Below are 19,948 nucleotides of genomic sequence, written 5' to 3'. Positions count from 1 at the left end.
ACACCAAGTCTTCGTCACACGCCCTGCCCTTGCCTTCACTTTTGCGCTCCTCAACTTTCGGCGTGCGCCAATACGATGTCGTTCTGCCGGTGCCTCACCGCGAGCCAGATCCGCCAGAAGTACAGGATGCCGATGCCTGCTTCGAACGACGAGCCGACGACCCAGCACACGGGAAGGTATTCGGCGTCGCCGACGTGACCGAGGGTCATCAGGTAGATCGTGGGGATGCTCAGCACCCACATCATGACGAAGCGCACGACGAACAGGAACCGGGTGAGGCCGAAGGCCTCCAGCACCGCCTGTCCGGTCATCGAGAACGCGAAGGCCAGCGAATACGTCCACAGCACCTTCGACGTCGCGACCGCTGCCCGGCGGATCTCGTCGGGCTTGTCGGCGAGACCGAACGGATCGAGCAGCACGCCGGGCGTGACGATCTGCAGGAAGGCGGTGACCGCCACGTACGCCAGTTCGATCCCGAGCGTGACGAGGAGGATCCTCGGCACCTGGTCGAACGCGCCCTGGCCCAATGCATTCCCGCACAGCACGCTGCAGCCTATCCCTAAGCCAAGGAGCGGAATCACGCCGATGTAGCTCACGGTGAGGTTGACGTTGTTGGCGGCGAGCGCGATCGCCCCGAGCCCGGCGATGATCCAGATGAAGGCGGCATTGCCGAAATTGCCGATGCCAGCCGTCACGCCCAGAGCCACACCTTTCCTGATCCTCGGCATCACGTCGCCACGATGAATACCGCGCGTCGCCACCAGCCGCCGGACGTCGCCCCAGACGCCGTTGGGCATGTACCCCACATAGATCAGCGTGATCGCCAGCGTGCCGGCCAGCGTACCCAGCGCCGAGCCGCGCATGCCGAGTTCGGGCAGGCCGAACCGCCCGAACACCAGGCCGATGGTCGCGAAGATCCCTACCGCTTGCCCGACCAGCCCGGCGACCAGGGTGATGCGGGTCTTGCCGATGCCGTTGAAGTACGACGACAACGCCATGTTGAACGTCATCGCGGCACCGAAGTACGCCGACCAGTAGAGGAACTGGGACTCCAGCCGAGTCAACGCGAGCGGCCGGTCGCTCAGCGCGGGAATCCACGCCATAAGAGGCGCCATGAGCAGCAGCAGTACGGCGAAGACGACGCCGACGACGATGCCGATGGCGGCCTGCCAGGAAGCGTTCGCATGACCCGAGCGGCCGAAGGCCTGCGCCACGCAGGATCGCGAGAACCCGACCACCGCCACGAAGAAGCCAACGATCGCCATGGCCGTGTAGACCGCGGGCCCGGAGGCCGCCAGCGTGTCGCTGGAATACCTCGCCAGGCAGATCCGGTCGACCAGCATCATGATCAGGTTGCCGATCATGGAACCCATCAAGGGCAGCGAGACGTGCAGGATCCGCTTGGCGATCTGCACGTTGGACGCGGACGCGACGGCGTTCAACGGGCCTCCCCTGCCGGCGGCACGCGCAGCTTCAGACGCACAGGCACCGAGCTGGGCGCCATGAAGAAATTCAACAGTTCCTTCGCCGGTGGGGCCTTGGGGTCGGGTTCCAACTCGAAGTTGCGCATGATCATCGAGACGACGACCTTGATCTCGGTGAGCGCCAGGAAGCGACCCGGGCACAGCCGTGCGCCGCCACCGAACGGGAACAGCTTGCGGGTGGGGTCGTCCTCTCCCGGGTCGCGCAGTTCAGCGATCCAGCGTTCGGGCCGGAACCGCTCGTGCCCGGGGAACTGCGCCTCGTCGCGCCCCTCGCCTGCCGTCGCCACAATGATGGCTGTGTTCTTCGGAATGAAGGTATCGGCGACGACGCAATCGGCATTGGCCGTGAGCCCGAGATACGGCGCGACCGCTTTCAGCCGCTGCGTCTCGCTGTGCGCCGCCTCCAGGTAAGGGAACGCCTTCATCTGCTCCCACTCGCGCGGCAGCGGCGCGTCACCGAGCACCTGGTCCGTTTCGGTGGCCAGCGCGGCGGCGGCGACGGGGTTTTGCGCGAGCAGGCAGAGCATCCACGCGATCGAGTTGGCGGTGGTGTCCTCGCCGCCGATCACGCTGAGGATCGCGTTGGCGACCAGTTCCTCGTCGGTGAACTCGGACTCCGGATCCTCGCTCGCCGCGATCATCGCCTCGAGCATGTTGGCGGGTTTGCGTTGCAGGTGCCGCTGCTGCTCCATGCGCTCGCGCGTGTGGTGGATGAACTCCGTCACCCGCGTCTCGATGTCGGCGAACGAGCGCTCGGCCGCGCGGTCCACCGGTAACTTGAAGTAGCGCCAGTACGGGAACGCCGCGGTGGTGCGGTTGCCCAGGCGCTGGAACATGTTGTCGATATCGCGCTGCAACGGGTCGCCGTCCTGGTTCACCGCGTCGATGTCGTGGCCCATGGCGATGCCGACGATGGTGTCCAGCGCCATGGCCTTGAGGTCGCGGCGCAGGTCGACGGCACGGCCTTCGGCCAGCGCCTTCTTCCAGCGTTCGAGCATCCGTTCGGTCAAGGCCACCATGGTCGGGAAGAAGTTGCGGATCACTTCGGCATTCAGCCCGCTCATCACCAGCTTGCGCTGCTTGCGCCAGGCGGCGCCCTCGGCAGTGAACACGCCGCCGATGTGCAGCTCATTCATGACCTGCTTCAAGCCGCCGTTGCGCCGGAACCCATCCGGGCGCTCGCGCATCACGCCATGCGCGGTGGCGGCGTCGGAGACGATCACGATGGTGTGGCCGAACACCTGCAGCCGGAACATCGGCCCGAACTCGCGTACCCAGGCGGTGAACTTCTGGTGCATCTGCCGGCCGCTGAGTTGCAGCGCGTTGCCGACGAAGGGCTGGCCTTTCGGGCCAGGCAGGTCGTCGATGCGGCGCGTGTAACGCAGCTCGGCCGGCGCTTCCGCGGCCAGACCGAGTTCGTCCGAGGCAATCGTTTCGTTCATGGCACTCCCCTCTTGGGCGGTCATACCTGATCAATCAGGGGTTGGTGGCGGTGAAGGAGAGGCGCGGCGCATAGCGCCCGATCCGCTCCGAGATGTCGCGCGCGAGCTTTTCGACCAGCGGCGACTTGACGATCGACAGATGCGAACCGCCGATCCTCGATACCTCCAGATGCCGGCCCAGCAACTCGCGCCAACCCAGCGCGACGTCCTCGCCTTCGCGGCGGTCCGCCGCGAAGTACGTCACCGGCAACTGCGCCGCGGGCGGCCGATAGTCGTCGGCTGCGCGGCCGCAGGCTTCGTACAGGGCCACGGTGCGCTTCACCTCGTCCGTATCCAGTCCGGGCGGCACCAGCCCTGCGCCCATGCATAGCGCGATCATGCCGTCGAGGTCGCCGCGCTGAGCCCGCGCCATCAGTTCGGGATACGCGGGATGGCGGCGCCAATCACCGGCAAGGTTCAGGTCGAGCAGCCAGTTCAGCAGCGCCCGGCACCCATCGTGCTTGATCGGATGTTCGTCGCGCTGCTTCGCGCGCATCGACGGGCCGCTGGTATCGATCATGCCTACGAACTGCACATCCTCGCCCGCCGCCAGCAGTCGGTGAGCAATCTCGTAGGCGACCATGCCGCCCAGCGACCAGCCGGCCAGCAGGTACGGACCGGACGGACGCACTTCGCGGATGGCGTCCAGATAGGTCGACGCCATGCTGTCGATGCTCGCCTGCAGCGTTTCGCCTACCGCCAGGCCATACACGGGCTGGTCGGCATCCAGGTGTTGCGACAAGTCGAAGGCGTACTGCACGCCACCGCCGATCGGATGAATCAGGAACAGCGGCGCGGCCGATCCCTTCTCACGGATGGGCACCAGGTTCGGGTGCGCACCGCCCTGCTTCCTCGTATCGACAAACGCTGCCAGCGCGCCCAGCGTGGCATGCGAGAACAAGTCGCGCAGCTCGATGTCGGCGACCTGGCGCTTGCGCAATTGTGATACGAGCTGCGTCGCCAGCAGGGAGTGACCGCCCAGTTCGAAGAAATCGTCGGTGATGCCAACGCTCTCCACCTTCAGCAGCTCCGACCACACCGCCGCGATCGCCTTCTCGGTCGCCGTGCGCGGCGCGACGTGCTCGGCTTCGTCGTGCGCCATCTCCGGCGCGGGCAGCGCCTTGCGGTCGACCTTGCCATTGGAGGTGAGTGGCATCACCGCCAGGGGCACGAAGTATTCCGGCACCATGTAGTCGGGCAGCGTCTGCGCCAGGGTCCGTCGCAGCGAGGCCGCGTCCGGCAGCGCCTGGCCATCGTGTGCCACCAGGTAGGCCACCAGGCGCGGTATGCCACGTTCGTCCGGCCGTGCCAGCACCACCACATCGCGCACGGCGTCCATCGCCGCCAGCGTCGACTCGATCTCGCCGAGCTCGATGCGCAGGCCGCGGATCTTCACCTGGTGGTCGCTGCGGCCGAGGTATTCGATAGTGCCGTCCGGCAGGTAGCGCGCAAGGTCGCCCGACCGGTACATGCGCACGCCTGGCGTCGCACTGAACGGATTGGGGATGAAGGTCTGCGCGGTCAGGTCCGGGCGGTTGACGTAACCGCGCGCCAGGCCGATGCCCGCGATGTACAGGTGGCCCACCACGCCCATCGGCACCGGGTTAAGAAAGTCGTCGAGGATATGGATCTGGATGTTGGCGATGGGCTTGCCGATCGGCACGCAATTCAGCGGGCTGTGCTTGCTGCATGGCCAGTAGGTGACGTCGACCGAAGCTTCCGTCGGGCCGTACAGGTTGTGCAGTTCCACGTGGTCCCACGTGGCGAAGAAGCGCTGTTGCAGTTCCATCGGCAGCGCCTGCCCGCTGCACATCACCTGGCGCAGCGAGCGCCCGCTGCCGGGCTCCACCTCGTTGAGGAACACGTCGAGCATCGGCGGCACGAAGTGCGTGGTGGTGATGCCTTCGGCGTCGATGAGGCCGGCCAGGTAGGCCACGTCCTGATGGCCGCCGGGCTTGGCGACGACGAGCGTGGCGCCTTCCAGCAGCGGCCAGAAGAACTCCCACACCGAAACGTCGAAGCTGAAGGGCGTCTTCTGCAGCACGCGGTCGGCGGCGGTCAGTGGGTAGGCCTCCTGCATCCATTGCAGGCGGTTGACGATGCCGCGGTGGTCGACGCCGACGCCCTTCGGCTTGCCGGTGGAACCCGACGTGTAGATCACGTAAGCCAGGTGGCCCGGCTGCGTGGTGTTCGCGAGATTGCTAGCGTCTTCGCCGGCCCACGTATCGGTGTCGCCGTCGATGCAGACCACCGGCACGCCGGGCACCGACGGCGCTGCCTGCCGCAGGTGCCGCTGGGTGAGGATCGCGGCGGGGGCCGCGTCGTCCACGATGGTCGCCAGGCGGTCGGCTGGATAGGTCGGATCGAGCGGCACGTAGGCGCCACCGGCCTTCACGATCGCGTACAAGCCCACGATCATCTCGATCGAGCGCTCGGTGCACAGGCCGACGAGCACGTCGGGTCCCACGCCGAGACGGCGCAGGTGGCGCGCCAGGCGGTTCGCCCGGGCATTGAGCTCAGCATAGGTCAGCGACGCGCCTTCATACACCACCGCGGTGTGGTTCGGGCCGCGCGCCACCTGCACCTCGAACAGCTGGTGCAGCGTGTGGGTGTCCGGCCCCACTAGCGGATAGACCTTCGTGGTGTCGTTGAAGCCGTAGACGAGGTGTTGGCGCTCGGCCTCGCCGACCATGGACAACTCGCCCACGGGCCGCTCCGGCTCGGCCACGATCGCCTGCAGGAGATGGGTGAAGTGGCCGCCCATCCGCTCGATCGTCGCGCGGTCGAAGAGGTCGGTGTTGTACTCGAAGCTGCCGTGCAGGCCCTGTGGACTTTCGGCCAGGGTCAGGGTGATGTCGAACTTGGCGGTCACGGTCTCGTGCGGCACCAGCTCCAGCTCCAGCCCTGGCAACGCCAGGTCGAGCGGCGTGTTCTGCAACACCAGCATCACCTGGAACAACGGCGAGTAGCTGGTGTGGCGCTCGGGCTGCACCGCACCCACGAGTTGTTCGAACTGCACGTCCTGGTGCGCATAGGCGTCGAGCGTGGTGGCGCGTACCTGCTTGAGCAGGTCGGTGAACCCGGCGCTCAGGTCCACCTGGGTGCGCAGCGCCAGGGTGTTCACGAAGAGGCCGATCAGGCCCTCGATCTCGCTGCGATTGCGGTTGGCGATCGGCGTGCCGATGCAGATGTCGGTCTGGCCGGAATAACGGGCCAGCAACACATTGAAGGCGGCGCAGAGGGTCATGAACAAGGTGCCCTGCGACTTCCGGCTCAGCGTCTGCAGCTTCGCGCTGAGGCCGGCCGGGAGGGCGTAGGCCAGTGCGGCGCCGTCCTGGCCCTGGGTGGGCGGGCGTGGGCGATCGGTCGGCAAGGTCAGCAGCGTCGGGCTACCGGCCAGTTGTTTCTTCCAATAGCCCAATTGCCGTTCCAGCACCTCGCCGCTCAGCCATTCGCGCTGCCAGCGGGCGAAGTCGACGTAACGCATCGGCAGCTCCGGCAGCGACGCCTCGCCGCCGAAACTGCGATGGGCGTACAAGGCGCCGAGCTCGCGCACGAGAATGCCCATGGACCAGCCGTCGGAGACGATGTGATGCATGGTCAACAGCAGCAGGTGTTCTTCGTCGGCCAGCCGCAACAGGCTGCCGCGAACGAGCGGACCGCCTTGCAGATCGAAGGGCGTGCGGGCCTCGTCGAGCATCAGCCAACGCATCTTCACCTCGCGCTCCTTCGGCGCGAGGCCACGCAGATCGTGCAGCATGAGCGCCAGGTCCAGACGCGGGGCGATGTGCTGCACCGGCGTGCCGTCCACGCTTCCAAAGCGGGCACGCAAGGCGTCGTGGCGGGCGACGACGTCATTGAGGGCGCCCTCCAACGCGTCGGCGCCCAGCCGGCCTTTCAGGCGAACCGCGGCGGGAATGTTGTACGTGGGGCTGTGCCCTTCCAACTGGTCGAGGAACCACAGCCGCTGCTGCGCGAACGACAGCGGGAACGACGCGTCCACCGACGCATCCGCCGTCGTCGCCACTGCTTGCGGGACATCCACTCCATCGGGCGTCGGCACGAACATGGAGAGGCGCTGGATGAGTGCGCCCAGGGTGGGCGCTTCCAGGATCGTGCTCACCAGCACGTCTACCCCGAACTCATCGCGAATGCGCGCGGCCAGCTGCGTCGCCAGCAGGGAATGACCACCGAGTTCGAAGAAATCGTCGTCGATGGCCACCGACGGGCGGCCCAGCAACTCGCACCAGATGCGCATCATCGTCTGCACGGGATCGGCCGTGCGCGCCGCGGTAACAGCAAGCGGGACGTCCGTTCGCACGGCGCCCATGGCAGGCAACGCATCGGCGGCGTCCGGGTAGCGGACATCCGTCCAGCAACGCTCGCGCGCGAACGGATACGTGGGCAGGCTGACGCGGCGGGGATGCATCGTGCCCGCGTAGAGCCCGCTTCCGTAGAGAGTGTTCCAGTCGAACGAGAAGCCCCTCACCCACAGGTCCAGCAACTTGCCGTACTTGCCCTTGGCGACCCACGCCTGCACGACGGTCTGCATGTCCTCGTCGTCGGCGAGCATAGAGAAGGCGCTGCGTTTCGCCTGGCCCGTGTAGAGGTCATCGACGTCCTTGCTGCCCACGACGAACGCCGCCAGCTTCGCGCACAGCTCGTCGAGCGATTCCACGAGTAGAGCGAGCCGCTCCTCCATCGCCTCGCGGCCCACTTGCAAGGTGTACGCGACGTCGGCCAGCGTCAGATCAGCGGCGCGGCGTTCGGGGGCGAGTGCCGCCAGCAATCGTTCGGCCCGCGCCTTGAGGCGTTCGGAATCGCGGGCCGAGAGCACGATCATGGCGGGACCGGCCAGCAGGCCTTCGCGGCCCGACGCCGCTGGCGCGACATATTCCTCGATCACCAGGTGGGCATTCGCCCCGCCCGCGCCGAACGATGAGATGCCCGCCCGCCGCGGGAACTCGCGGCGGCGGCCGTCGACGTCGAGCTGCGGACGCGGCCACGGGGCCAGGGTCTGCTGCACGAAGAACGGCGTATCGGCGAAGCGGATTTCCGGGTTGGGCGTGGCGGCGTGCAGGCTCGGCGCCAGCATCCCGTGCTTCATCTGCATCAGCACCTTGCTGACCGCGACGAAGCCGCTCGCGCTCTCGCTGTGGCCCACGTTCGACTTGGCCGAGCCGATCGCACAGAACTGCTTGTCCTGCGTCCACTGGCGGAACGCCTTCGCCAGACCGGCCACCTCGATGGGGTCGCCCAGGTGGCTGCCGGTGCCCTGCGCTTCCACGTAGCTCACGCTGCGCGCGTCGACGCCGGCATGGCGCAGGGCGTCGATGACCAGCTGCGCCTGCATGTTCGGGTTCGGCACGAGGTAGGCGTTGGTCTTGCCGCCCGAGTTGATCGCGCTGCCCTTGATCACGCCGTAGACGTGGTCGCCATCCGCCATCGCGCGATGCAGCGGCTTGAGCACGAAAGCGCCCACGGCCTCGGCATCGACGAAACCGTCAGCACCGGCGGCGAACGATTTGCACTTGTCGTCGGAGGAAAGCATCGTCATCGAGGCGAGGTCGATGAGCTGTGTGGGCGCGACGATCAAGTTCACGCCGCCCGCGATCGCGACCTCGCTGTCGCCACTGCGCAGGCTCTCGATCGCAAGGTGGATCGCGGTCAGCGACGACGAGCACGCGGTGTCGATCGCCAGGCTCGGGCCCTGGAAGTTGCACAGGTGCGAGATGCGATTGGCGATGGACCAGAAGCGCGCGCCGGTGGCGTAGTGCTCGTTGGTGACGCCAACGAAGACACCGACCTTGCGGCCCGTGCTGAGGTTCGCGGCGGTGTAGCCCGCGTCCTCGATGCCCGCGTGCACCTCCTGCATGAACAACCGCTCCTGCGGGCTCATCAAGCGTGCCTCGCCTGGCGCGATATTGAAGAACAGGCGATCGAAACCCTGCACGTCGTCGAGCAGCCCGGCCCAGCGCGTGTACGTCTTGCCGGCCTGGCCCTTGCGCTCGTCGAAGAACCGGCCGTGCTCCCAGCGCTCCGGCGGCACTTCCGTCACGCTGTGGCGTCCGGCGGCGAGGTTCTCCCAGAACTGGTGGATGTCGTTCGCGCCCGGGTACCGGCCCGACATGCCCACGATCGCCACGTCGAACGGCGCGGCCACAGCGGGAACGCTGGGGATCGTGGCTTCTACCGGCAGCACCTCCCGCGCCTCTGTGCCGTTCGCGTAGACCGGCGCGGCAGGCGGCGTCTCGTGGACCGCGGGCGGCATGGCATCGAGGCCCGTCCAGCGGGACAGCGCCACGGGATCGGCCTGCATGAGGTGATCGACCAGGCCTTCGATGTCGCTATGTTCGAAGAACAGCGTCGCGCTGATGCGCTCCTCGCCAAACACCTCGCGCAAGGCGCTGGTGAGTTCCATGACCACGATCGAGTCCATGCCGTACTCGTCGAAACCGACACCAGCACCGATGGCGTCCAGCGGCAGCGACAGGCGCCGGCTGATCAGCTTCCTGAGTTGCAGGATGCTCTTCTCGTGCAGGACGGCGGTGGCAGGCAGCGTGCCGGTGGCGTGGCTGTGGTGAGAGGTGATGCCGATGGAATCGTTCATGTCGTGAGTGTTCCTGTCCTTGTTCGTTTCACGTGACGGCTTCGGTGATGGCGTGGTTGACGGCTGAGGTGATGGCTTCGGTTCAAGGGTGCGCAGGCTGAGCTTTTGCAGGCGAACGCGGACGGCACCGTCGGCGTCGCAGAGATCGATATCGAGCTTGCTGATGCCGCCGCTGGCCGGTGTGCCTTCGGCATGGCGGACGTAGGCCCACATCTCGGCCGTGCACGGCGCGAACGCCTGCACGGCGTCGAGCGCGAACGGCAGGGCCAGCGCGATGCCGTCCTCGCCCCGTGCCGCGAGCTGCAAGCCCAGCGATGCCTGCAAGGCGGCATCCAACAGGCTGGGATGCAGCACGTAGTCGTGCAGCGACGAGGCGACCGATGCCGGCAGCGAGATCCTCGCCAGCACCTCGCCCTCGCCCACGAACAGCTCGTCCACGCCGCGGAAGGCCGGCCCGTATTGCAGGCCCTTGCGCTCGAACACCGCGTAACAGCGCTCGTGGCCGACGTGCGCCACGGTGCACCGGGCGCGCAGCGAGGCGAGGTCGTGACGGCCTGCCGGTTCTGCCAGGGTCGCGTCCGACGATGCGATGCCCTGGCTGTAGACGGTTCCGTCGTCGCCATGCAAGGCGAAGCGGAATGCGCCGTCCTGCTCCGGTTCCAGAGTCACGTTGAGCGACAGTCCAGTCTCGTCCGCGAACGCCGGCCGGGCCCACACGATCTGCCCAAGGCGAACGCGTGCCGAATCGGGCGTCGCCCGCTGGACGGCCACGCGCGCTATCTCCAATTGCGCCACGCCAGGCAGCACGCGGCGTCCCTGCACGCGATGGTCGGCGAGGAAGAACTCCGCGCCGTCGAAATGACTGCCGAAGCGACGTGCCGATGCGTCGGACGTGTCACGGTGCAGCATCGGATGCCGGCGAGCCTGATGCGTGACGCCTGCATCCGTCCCCGTCCAGCGCGCCATCGCCGCCGGTTCGGTCGCGACGAAGTGGTCGACCAGCGCGTCGATCGTCGGGTGTTCGAAGAACAGCGTCGAGGAGACCTTGTCCTCCATGCCGATGCCTTCGAACGCCGCACGCAGGGCGTTGGTCAGTTCCAGCACGAGGATCGAGTCCATACCGTAACGGTCCAACCCTGCGGCGGTGTCGATCTCGCTCACCGGCATCTTCAACGCTTTGCCGACCAGCTTCGCGATCCGCGAACGGCAACGCTCGCGCAACGACGCTGCTGCGTCGGAGTTCGAACGCGATGGCGCCGCGGCGGCTTCGACGGGACGCGAGACAGTGGCGACATCCACGCGGGCAGGCACGCTCGCCTTCGCACTCGCCTTCACGACCGGCTTCTGCAGGGTCACGCCGTCACTCTCGGCGACGATCACCTGCTGACCCAGGCCGTGTGCCGGCTCGGCCGGGAAATGCACGTGGCGATAGCCTTCCTCGCGCAACACGGCGTCCCAGCGTGCCGGCGACAGGCTCGGGCAGCCCGGTATGCGCAGCGCCTCGTCCTCGTACAGCCACCATCCGTCGAGCAAGCCGAACGTCAGGTGCGACCACAGCTCGCAGCTGGCGAGTTCGTTGAGCATGAGCAGGCCGTTCGCGCCGAGCAGGGCCTTGGCGTTGCGCAGGCTCTCGCGGATGTCCTTGGTGGCGTGCAGCACATTGGTGGCGATGACGAGGTCGTAAGCCCCGGCGTCGATGTCCTGCCCTTCCAGCGGGCTGCCGATGTCGAGCAGCCGGTACGAGAGGTACGGATAGTGCGGGCCATACTTGCCTTTGGCGTGCAGCAGGAACGCACGCGACAGGTCGGTGTAGCCGTATTCCCCGATGTGCTCCGCGTAAGGCGCGAGCCGTGCAAGCACCCTCGCGCTGGTACCGCCGGTGCCGGCGCCGATCTCGACGATGCGGAGCCGTGCCGCCGGATCGCGCGCGACGCGTGCCGCGACGAAAGCGCAGACGGCGTCGCACAGCACGTCGTTGAAGTGATCGGCCACGGCATTGCCCTGGTACACGCCCTCGACGAGCCGCATGGATGAGTCCGGGAACATCACCGCCGTGGCCTCGACCTTGCCCTGCAGGATCGCGGGCAGCGCGCGGAGCATCGTGTCCACCAGCGTCACCTGGGCTTGGCGCACATTGCCCGCGCCCAGCCAGGCCGTCTTGCGCTCGTTCCATGCCGCCCATGCGTGATCGAGTGACGGCGCGGCAGCGCCAGGTGCAGCTTCCGCGATCCAGCGCAGGCTGTGGCGCAGCCAGCGCGCATACCGCGGGTGCTCAGTCAGTGCTGAGTCCATCAACGACGAACCCATTAACGACGTGCTCATTAACCCCAGCGCCTGCAACTCGCCGCGCAGGATCGCGAGCGCCAGGCGGTCGATCTCCCTGCCCTCCGCGGCAAACTGTGCGGAGTCGCCCGGGAAGACCGCCGCGACGCCTTGTGCGAGCGTCTTCGCCAGCGAGTCGAAGCGGGCCGGATGCAGGCGCACCCGCACGTCGCCGACCAGGTCGAACATGCCGCCCCGGACATCCTCCCGCGTCGCCTTCATGAAACCGAGCTGGGGCATGGGCGAACGCAGCAGCCGGTCGAGCGCACGCATGCCCTCCGCGGGCTCGATCGAGCCGATGCCCTGCCGCGCCATGCGCTCGCGGTAGTCGCCGGAAGCGACCACGCCGATGCTGCCCCAGTAGCCCCAGTTCATGACCTTCACGGGATACGGCAGGCGAGCGGCCAGATGCAGGGCGTACGCGTCCTTGAAGGTGCAGCCCGCCGCGTAATTGCCCTGCCCCGCCGCGCGGACGAAACCAGCCAGCGACGAGAAGAACAGCATGAAATCCAGAGACAACGCGCCGAACACCTGACCGATCCTCACGCTCGCGTCGACCTTCGCCGACAGTCCCGCGCGCAGACGTTCCTCGTCCATCTGGGCAACGCTTTTGTCGAGCAGGTCGATCGCCGCGTGCACGACACCATGGATCATCCCGTGGCGTGCGAGCACGTCCTCGCGAGCGCGCTCCAGCGCCGACTGGTCGGAAGCATCAGCCGCGACGTAGAGCGGCATCGGCCCAAACGCGCCCAGCCGAGTCCGCGCCTGCGCGATGGCGTCGTCTTCGGGCCGGCGCCCGATCCACACAATCCGCGCGCGGTAGGTGCGAATCATGTGTTCGCTCCAGGCCTGGCCGATTCCGCCCGCACCGCCCACGACGACGTAGACGCCGCCCTCGCGATACGGCGATGCGCCCTGCTCGACGGAGGCCGCATCCACGGGCGACAGGACCTGCCTGAACCACTGGCCGCCACGCCACGCCAGCGTGGCGCCACGGTGGTCGTCAATCAAACGGCTCATGATGTCGACAGGCCACGCGCCTTCGCGCGCCATGTCGAGCAGGCGCAGGCGCCAGTGTGCGAACTCCTTCGCCACCGCTCCCGCGAAACCGTGCACGGCGGCATGCCGCGGCGCGTTGGCGTCGGAGCCGTGCACGGCCTGCGCCTGCACAGTCACGATGGTCCAATCGAGCGCACGCTGGTCGAAGCCAAGCGCAACCAGAGCCTTGACGAGGCGGAAGCCGGCAATGACGCCGCGCTCCTGCGCGGCGACCAGCGACTCGTCGTCATCGGCTGCGCTCGCCTCGTCGGCATCCACCAGCCAGATCAGCCGGTCGAAGGAACCAGATGCACGCAAGCGGTACTCGATCGCCGCGACATCGGCCAGCGCAGGCCATTCGAGTGCCGTCGCATCCGGTAAGACTGCGCGCAGCGCGGCCCGTTGCGTGGATGAGCCGCCGATGATCAAGCTGCGTCCGCCAGATGCAGGCGACGCGAGCTTCGGTTCGACGACCTCCCAGGTCGGCAGCAGTAGCCATTCGCGGCCGCTCACGGCGGGCTCCGCCGGCTCGCTACTGATCGGCGCCGTCCCGTCCTGCACCCAGTAACGGCCACGCGCGAACGGGTACGTGGGCAAGCTGACGCGGCGCGGTGTACGCGTTCCGTGCAGAGCGCGCCAGTCGAGCGCCAAGCCTTTCACCCATGCATCGAGGAGCTTGTCGAAATCGCGAGCCTCGACCCAGGCGGCGACCGTCCGCGCATCGTGCTGCGCATCCTTGCGCCCGCGCGATGCCACGCCGCGATGAACACGCCCTTCCTTTCCGTCGCCCGACGCGATCGAGCGCAACCTGTCGCGCAACTCGTCCATCGACGACACCACCAGCGCGAGCCGCGTCTCCATCGCCGCGCGTCCCACCTGCAAGGTGTACGCGAGGTCCGCCAGGTCGACGTCGGCGCTCGTGACGAAATCCAGCAGCAGGCGCACTTGCTCGCGCAGCCGTTCTTCGTCGCGCGCCGAGAGGAGCACCGGCACCGGTCCATCGATGGGTGACTTCGTCGCTGCGGGCGCGATGTATTCCTCGAGCAGCACGTGCGCATTCACGCCACCGAAGCCGAACGAACTCACACCCGCACGACGCGGCAGCGCCTGACCTTGCGCATCGCGCAGCGATGTCCAGTCCCGTGCCTCGCGCACCACGTAGAAAGGACTACCGTCGAGTTCGAGATACGGATTGAGACGATCGCTGTGCAGGCTCTTGACCAGGGTGCGGTGCTTCATCTGCAACAGCACCTTGACCACCCCGGCAACACCGGCCGCGAGTTCGAGGTGGCCGATGTTGGTCTTCACCGAACCCAACCCACAGTACGGCGCGGCGACCGCCTCGTCGCCGAACGCCGCCTTCAGGCCCTGCACCTCGACCGGGTCGCCCAGTCGCGTGCCGGTGCCATGCGCCTCGATGTAGGTCACCGAGCGCGGATCGATGCCGGCCTGCCGGTGCGCCTTGCGAATCACCTCGGCCTGCGCCGTGGGATTCGGCGCCGTCAGCGAATTGGCGTGGCCGCCGTGGTTTTCCGCGACGCCGCGCACGAGGCCATGGATGTGGTCGCCGTCGCGCTCGGCGTCGGAGAGCTTCTTCAGCACGAGCATCGCCACGCCTTCGCCGCGCACGTAGCCGTCGGCCTCGGCGGAGAAGGTCTTGCAGCGGCCGTCCGCACTCAGCATGCCTGCCTTGCTGAAGCTGATATGCGCTTCCGGCGTAACGATGGTGTTCACGCCGCCGACGACCGCGACGGACGCATGTCCGCGACGGATGGCGGCGACACCGCGTGCGAGCGCAATCAGCGAACTGGAGCATGCCGTTTCCACCGGCTCGCTCGGACCATGCCAGTCGAACAGGAAGCTGATCCGGTTGGGTCCGACCGACGGCACACCGCCGGTCGAGGCATAGGCTTCGCCACCCAGCCCCGCGCGATCGACCAGCCTGCCGTAGCCCGTGGCGCCCGTGCCGACATAGATGGCCGTATCGCTGCCCGCCAGCGCGGTACCGGCGTAGCCGGCATCTTCCAGCGCCTTCCAGACGTGGATCATCGCCAGCCGCTGCTGCGGATCCATCAGCTCGGCTTCCTTCGGCGAGATGCCGAAGAACATCGGATCGAACTCGTCGACGCCGTCGATGAAACCGCCCCAGATGATGTTGGTCCGGTGCGTTTCGCGGCCGGGGTCGCCATGGATGCTGCGCCAGTCCCAGCGGCCGGGCGGGATCTCGTCGATGCAGTCGCGGCCGTCGAGCAGGTTGTTCCAGAACGCGTCGATGTCCGCCGCGTGAGGGAAGCGGCCACTCATGCCGACGATCGCAATGGGCTCGTCGGCAACGGACTCGTCGGCGCTGGGTTTGTTGGCGCCGGGTTTGTCGAGGATGGACTCGTCGACGGCCGGCGCAGGCGTTGCCACGGGTGCACTCACCGACGCAACGGCAGCGTTCGCCGCGACACGAGTCCGCACCGGCGTCGGCGCGAGCGCGACACCGTGCTCGCGCACGAGGTGATCGGTCAGACCATCCAGCGTGGGATGTTCGAAGAACACCGTCGGCGTCAGCCTGAGCCGGTAATGCTGGTTCAAGGCGTTGCCGAACTCGGTCAGCGAGACGGAATCGAAGCCGTATTCGCTGAAGGTCGTCTCGCCATCGAGGTCTTCCGGCTTCACCTTGATCAGCGACGACACGAGGACTGCCAGCGAGCTCCATACCGCTTCGCGCGACGATGCTTCCGTCGCGATGTCTTCGTCCTCCGTCGCAGCGCTCGGCACTTTTACGGCCACCTGCGAGACCGTACCCAGCACAGCCTCGCGGATGCGCTCCGCTTCACCGGATACGACCAGCAGCTGGCTGGCGTCGCTCGCCCATGCGTCGCGCAAGGCTTGCACACCCTCTTCGGTGGACAGCGGATGCATGCCCAGGTGCTGGCGCATCATCGTCTGCGTGGCGGCATCCACCTGCATGCCGCCCTCCGCCCATAGCGGCCAGTCGATCGACAGCGTGCGCCCGCGGCGTTCCCCGCGGGCCACCCGCTCGGCGCGCTCAAGCACGAAGGCATCCATGAACGCGTTCGCCGACGCGTAGTCGGCCTGCCCTACGCTACCCATGACGGCGGCGATGGACGAGAAGCAGATGAAGGCGTCCAGCGCCATGTCGTGGCTGGCCCGGTCGAGGTTCAGCGTGCCCGCCACCTTGGCGCGAAGCACCTCGCGCAGTTCGCCCCGCGTCTTGGCGACGAGGAAGCTGTCGCGCACCACACCGGCGCTGTGGACGATGCCGTCGAGGCTTTCGAATTCTTCCGGGATGCCACGCACCAGTGCGGCGACGGCATCGGCATCGGCGACATCCACCGCGTGGTAGCGCACCACGGCGCCCCGTGCCTCGAGCTGGCGCACGTGTCCCTTGACGGTTTCGTTCATCGCCGAACGGCCGGTCAGCACCAGCACCGGGTTGCGTACCTCACCGGCGATCGCGTGAGCGAAGATCAGGCCCAACCCGCCGGCACCGCCGGTGATCAGGTAGACGCCGTGGTCCTTCCATGGCGAGGCGATTTGCGTCGCTGGCCGCGCCTCAACTTGTACTTCAACCCAATGGCCAACTTGCCGCTCACCGTGCACGTGGCGCACGCGCTGCGCTTCGCCGTCATCCAGCAGCGCGCGGACCACGTCCTGCCCGGTATCGATGGCGATCAACTGGCCGACGAGGCGCGAACTTTCCAGTCGCGCGGTGCGCAGCATGCCATCCAGCCCCGCCATCGCCTGCCACTCGCCTTCGCGCGGCACGACCACCTGGACCAGGTGCCGACCCGTTTGGACGGCCAATGCCTGGAGCCTCTCCAGCAACGTCGCCGCCGCCGATTCGAACGACACGGCAAGGTCCGCTCCGGCAGACACCACAAGGCAGGTCGCCTCCGGGAACTGCTCCCGGATGCGCGCCGCCTGTCCGTCTTCCACACCGCACAACAGCACGAGACGTGAGGCATAGCTCTCGCCCGCACGCTCGTCGGCGGTGAACGGACGTGTCGTCCACGCGGGCCGGAACATCAGCGTCTCGATCGGGGCAGCAGGTGTTGTCTCCGACAAGCTCACGGACTCGACGCGCGACGGAAGCTGCGCCGCGCCCACGGGGAACCAATGGCGCTCGCGTGCGAACGGATAGGTCGGCAGGCTGATGCGGCGCAGGTGTTCGCCGTCGCCGTGAAGGCGTCGCCAATCGACGTGCAGCCCCTTCGTCCACAGGTCGAGCAGACGGTCGTATTTGCCCCGGGCAAACCAGGTCGCCACCGTGCCCGCCATGTCGTCGTCGCCCGCCAGCGCGGCGAACGCGCCGGCACCGCGCCGCGCCTGCCCGAGGTATAGACCTTCGATGGCGGTCTCACCGGCGAGGTACGCCGTCAGCCCGTCGCGCAGTTCGTCGAGCGAATGCACGAGCAGCGCGAGCCGTTCGTCCATCGCCTCGCGGCCAATCTGCAACGTGTACGCCAGGTCCGCCAGTTCGATGCCCGGCGTCGCGAGGCAGGCGAGTAGTTCGCGCGCCCTCTCGCGCAGGCGTTCTTCGTCGCGGGCCGAGAGCGGCACCATCGCCGGACCGGCCGACGGCCGCACCGTGGCGGACGATACGTATTCCTCGACCACAATATGGGCGTTCGCGCCGCCCGCGCCGAAGGACGAGATGCCCGCGATGCGCGGCTGCTCGCGACCGTCGATCACCGGCCGCGACCACGGTGCGAGTTCCTGTTGCACCACGAACGGCGTGGCCTCGAAATCGATGTTCGGATTCAGCACGGCCGAGTGCAGGCTCGGTGCCAGTTGCCGGTGCTTCAATTGCAGCAGCACCTTGGTCAGCCCGGCGATGCCTGCCGCGCTTTCGGCATGGCCGATATTCGACTTCGCTGAACCGATCGCGCAGTAGCCCGTGTCCTGCGTCCAGTGACGGAACGCCTTGGAAAGCCCCGCGATCTCGATGGGATCGCCCAGGCTCGTGCCCGTGCCGTGCGCCTCGATGTAGCTGACGTGACGGGCATCGATGCCACCCGCGCGCAAGGCACGCTCGATCACCTTCGCCTGCGCGTTCGGGTTCGGCACCGTATAGCCGTTGGTCTTGCCGCCGTGATTGACCGCGGTGGCACGAATCACGCCGTAGATGTTGTCACCGTCGGCCTTCGCCTGGGCCAGCGGTTTCAACAGCACCGCGCCCACACCCTCGCCCGGCACGTAGCCTTCGCCGCCCTCGCCGAAGCTCTCGCAGCGGCCCTTGGCGGAAATGAACTTGCCCTGGGCGAGGACGAGGTATTTGTTCGGATGCACGGAAACGTTCACGCCACCGGCGATGGCCACGGAGCAACCGCCGCGCGCCAGGCTCTCGCACGCCAAGTGGATGGCCGTCAGCGACGACGAGCACATGGTGTCCAGCGCCATGCTCGGGCCGTTGAAGTCGCAGAAATACGAGATCCGGTTGGCGATCGACGCCGGGCTTCCCGGCGCGGCGACGAAACGGCCGCGCGCCTGTTCCTGTGCGCCGTAGAGCTGGTATTCCTCGTACATCACGCCAGCGAAGACGCCCACGTCGCCGTCCTCGGCGACGTTCTCGCGCGTGTAGCCCGCGTCTTCCAGCGTGGCGTGCACGCATTCGAGGAACAGGCGCTCCTGCGGGTCCATCAGCTCCGCCTCGCGCGGCGAGATGTTGAAGAAGCGCGCGTCGAAGCGATCGACGCCGTCGATGAAGCCACCCCACTTGCCGTACGTCTTGCCCGGCGCGTTGCGGTCCGCATCGAAGTAGAGAGCGTGATCCCAGCGGTCGGCCGGGATCTCGGTGATGCTGTCCCGGCCCTGGCTCAGATTGGCCCAGAACTCTTCGAGGTTGCGGGCCTGCGGATAGCGCCCGGCGATGCCGATGATGGCGATGCCGATGTTGGCAGTATCAGCGATGCCGACAGGCGCGCTGCGCAGGTCGAAACGCGAACGGCGCGGGACGGTCGGTGCGGCTGCCAGGCTGCGACCAGGCTTTGCTACGGTCGCAGACGCAGCGATGGCGGTTTGTTCACCAAGCAACTCCACCAGCACAGCGCGATGGCTTTGCAGGAAATAATCGGCCAGTGCCGCCATGGTCTGGTATTCGAAGAACAGCGTCTTGGGTAAAGAACCGAAGGACTTTTCCAGCTTCTGGGTCAGGTCCATCACCATGACGGAGTCGATGCCATAAGCCTCTAGCCGCGCTGACGCATCGATCTTTTGCGCGGGCAGTTTGAGCGTGGCCGACAGCAGGCGGGCCAGGTGACGTATGGTCTTTTCACGCAAGTCTTCAGCTATCGGCTCTGCGCGATGCGCCTCGATCACCACGGGGGGCGGCTGTACTGCCGAATCCTTCAGCAGCGTTGCTTTCAACTGCTCCAGCCGGCCTTCGGCGACCAGCACCTGCGGCCGGCCGCTGGACAAGGCCTGTACCAAGGCCACACAGCCGCTAGCGCGGCGCAACGGCGTCATGCCGGTTTCCTGCAGCAGGTACTGGCGCGTCGCGGCATCGACTTGCATGCCGCCCTCTTCCCACAACGGCCAGTTCACTGACAGCGTGCGGCCGTGACGCAGGCCCTGGGTCGCCAAGTCACCACGGTAATGCGCGAAGGCATCCATGAACGCGTTCGCTGCCGCATAGTCTGCCTGGCCCACGTTGCCGCGTGCGCCCGAGACGGACGAGAAGCAGATAAAGCAGTCGAGGGCCAGCTCGCGACTGGCTTCGTCGAGATGTAAGGTGCCGGCCACTTTGGCACGCAGCACCTCGTGCAATTCCTCGCGCGTCTTCTTGATGATGAAGCTGTCGCGCAGCACACCTGCGCTATGAATAATGCCGTGCAGGCCGCCGCATGTTGCGGCGATGTCGTGCACCAGGTTCATCACGGCTTCGCGATCGCCCACGTCGAGCTGGCGGTATTGCGCCGACGCGCCCAGTGCTTCCAGCTCGCGGAGTTTGGCCTGCGTCGCTTCTGTCGGTTGCGAGCGACCAGTCAGGACCAGCGTTGCAC

Annotated in this window: 3 protein-coding genes (1 of these 3 only partly in view); all 3 read right to left on the bottom strand. The window is 67.2% G+C overall.

What is annotated here, in order from left to right; all coding sequences use genetic code 11:
- Window positions 1–50: 50 nt before the first annotated feature.
- Tightly spaced (at most 10 nt apart), the 3 genes in view from OUZ45_RS05130 to OUZ45_RS05120 form a layout consistent with a single transcriptional unit that may run on beyond the window.
- Entirely contained in the window at window positions 51–1,442 is a 1,392-nt protein-coding gene (locus OUZ45_RS05130; protein WP_266168859.1) for an MATE family efflux transporter, read from the bottom strand.
- A complete protein-coding gene (locus OUZ45_RS05125) occupies window positions 1,439–2,950 on the bottom strand; it encodes a cytochrome P450 (RefSeq protein ID WP_266168858.1) in 1,512 nt (503 codons plus the stop codon). Before OUZ45_RS05125 ends, OUZ45_RS05130 begins: the two co-directional genes overlap by 4 nt.
- Before the next feature lie 10 nt (window positions 2,951–2,960).
- Window positions 2,961–19,948, bottom strand: partial view of a non-ribosomal peptide synthetase gene (locus OUZ45_RS05120; protein WP_266168857.1) — the 3' portion only. 15,673 nt of this gene lie beyond the right edge of the window; 16,988 of the gene's 32,661 nt are visible here — the last part of the coding sequence; the start codon falls outside the window, past its right edge; the stop codon is at window positions 2,961–2,963.

This window comes from Dyella subtropica (genome assembly GCF_026283965.1).
Classification (GTDB): Bacteria; Pseudomonadota; Gammaproteobacteria; order Xanthomonadales; family Rhodanobacteraceae; genus Dyella_D; species Dyella_D subtropica.
Note: the sequence above shows the minus strand (reverse complement) of the source record. Positions and strands in the feature narration are given on the sequence as shown.